At 51.8% G+C, this 1,791-nt stretch carries 1 pseudogene; it reads left to right on the top strand.

Annotated elements, in window-relative coordinates:
- Window positions 1-258 (top strand): annotated as a pseudogene (locus JX325_RS16215) (hypothetical protein); the annotation flags it as partial.
- Between the last annotated feature and the right edge of the window lie 1,533 nt (window positions 259-1,791).

The raw sequence follows: 1,791 nt of genomic DNA, 5'->3' as shown, positions 1-1,791 counted from the left end.
ACAGCTATCAAAGAATCCAGTCATGTTCGTTATAAGTATTACGGCATTGGGAGTCAGTTCACGGGGACAATCTTCACGGAATTACGCGATGACACTATCACAAACGGAACACCTTTCTATGAAAACCGCACCATTGACGAAACTCTGAATACCCTTGAGTCTGATTTCATGGTCGTTGCTTTCTGGATATTTTGGGTCATTCTTATGGCCATTTGTACAGGAGGGTTCTATTACATCGACAATCGCTGGTTAGAATAAACCAACGGAAGAAAAGGAGAAATAATCATGGATCTGAAAGAATTTTGCATCAAACACTGTATCGCCCCCGAGGAACTCGGAGACATCGGCGAGGTGAGCGATGGCTTCCACACCTTCAACTCCCTCTACCAGCAAAGACTGGTTCTCTTCGCTGCCCTGGTCAACACTTTCCCCACCATGTCGTGGAAATCCCGCAAGCATTCGGACGGTGAGCCCTGCTTCGGAGGCGGCTGGTTCATCGTCGGTATCAGCACTCCCCAGGGCTCCTACACCTATCACTATGAGGACAAGGACTGGGATCTGTTCCGTTGCAAGGAAGTCGAGACGGCTCCCGAGTGGGATGGCCACACTGATAAGGACGTCGGGCGACTGCTGTCTCTCGCGGACGAGCCCGTGGACTGGGCCGGGCGTGAAGTTTCCCTGGCTTGCAACAAGGAGCGGGAGATGTCCGAGAAAAAGGGCGAAGAGAGTGACGGCATCGCCTGCTATGAGAGCGCCCTGCGTGCCTACCGGAGTATGATGCGTGACAGCAAGGATAAATTCTACATCTCTGTCACCAAGGGCATCCTCAACCGCCTGATCGACGGCAAGTGCCTGAGCCCCATCGAGGATACTCCCGATGTTTGGGAGAATATTTCCGGCGAGTTCCCCAAGGGGGACACTCACAAGCACTATCAGTGTAAAAGGATGTCGGNGCTCTTCAAGGACGTCGCTCCCGACGGCACTACGACCTACAGCGACACGTCCCGCACCTATGTCGTCGATATTGAGAAACCCGACACGCCGTATACGAACGGCATCGCCACCCAGCTCATCGACAAGATCTTCCCCATCACCATGCCCTACTTCCCCTATGACAGGCGGTTCAAGGTCGTTCGGGATACCTTCCTATCCGATGAGAAGAACGGCGACTACGACACCATTGCGTTCCTCTACTTCATCACCCCCACCGGCAAGCGAATCGACCTGAACTACTACTTCAAGTTGGTCGAGGGCAAGATGGTCAGCATCGACAAGGCCGAGTTCGACGACCGGAAAGCGAATCGGGTGGATAAAAAATGAGGGTGCTCGACAGCGATAAGACAATCGCTCTCCTTGAGAAAGTGAAAAAACTTCTCCCCGGTAAGGATGGCTCCCTGCCGGGGAAGTGTCTGTCCAAAGATGGTATGGATGCCATCATCCAGGGGCTTCGGGCGAATACGGTGAACCTGGATATTCTGGTGAACATGATTGGGCTGGCCCAGAAAAAGAAAGACTCCGACAATCTCTTGGTCGGTTTTGACCATAGTCACGGAAATATCGCAGTGCTCATCGTTGGCCGGAGAAACCCCGGTGATAAGACTGTCCAGATTATCAACCAGTTCCAGGGCAAGGAAGCCTGTCTCCGCTACATATCTCCGAGCCCACGAGACGGACTCCTATCTCGTATGCCGTCTTCTGCTTGAAAAAAAAAAATAATATCCTCCTTCATTACCGGACTTGTTTTCTTTTCCAGACTTTCTCTACGTTTCGAAGCTACTTTCTTTGACGTAT

The sequence above is a fragment of the Oscillibacter sp. CU971 genome, from assembly GCF_905219725.1.
Taxonomy (GTDB): Bacteria; Bacillota; Clostridia; order Oscillospirales; family Oscillospiraceae; genus Oscillibacter.
This window is presented reverse-complemented; position numbering and strand designations above follow the sequence as displayed.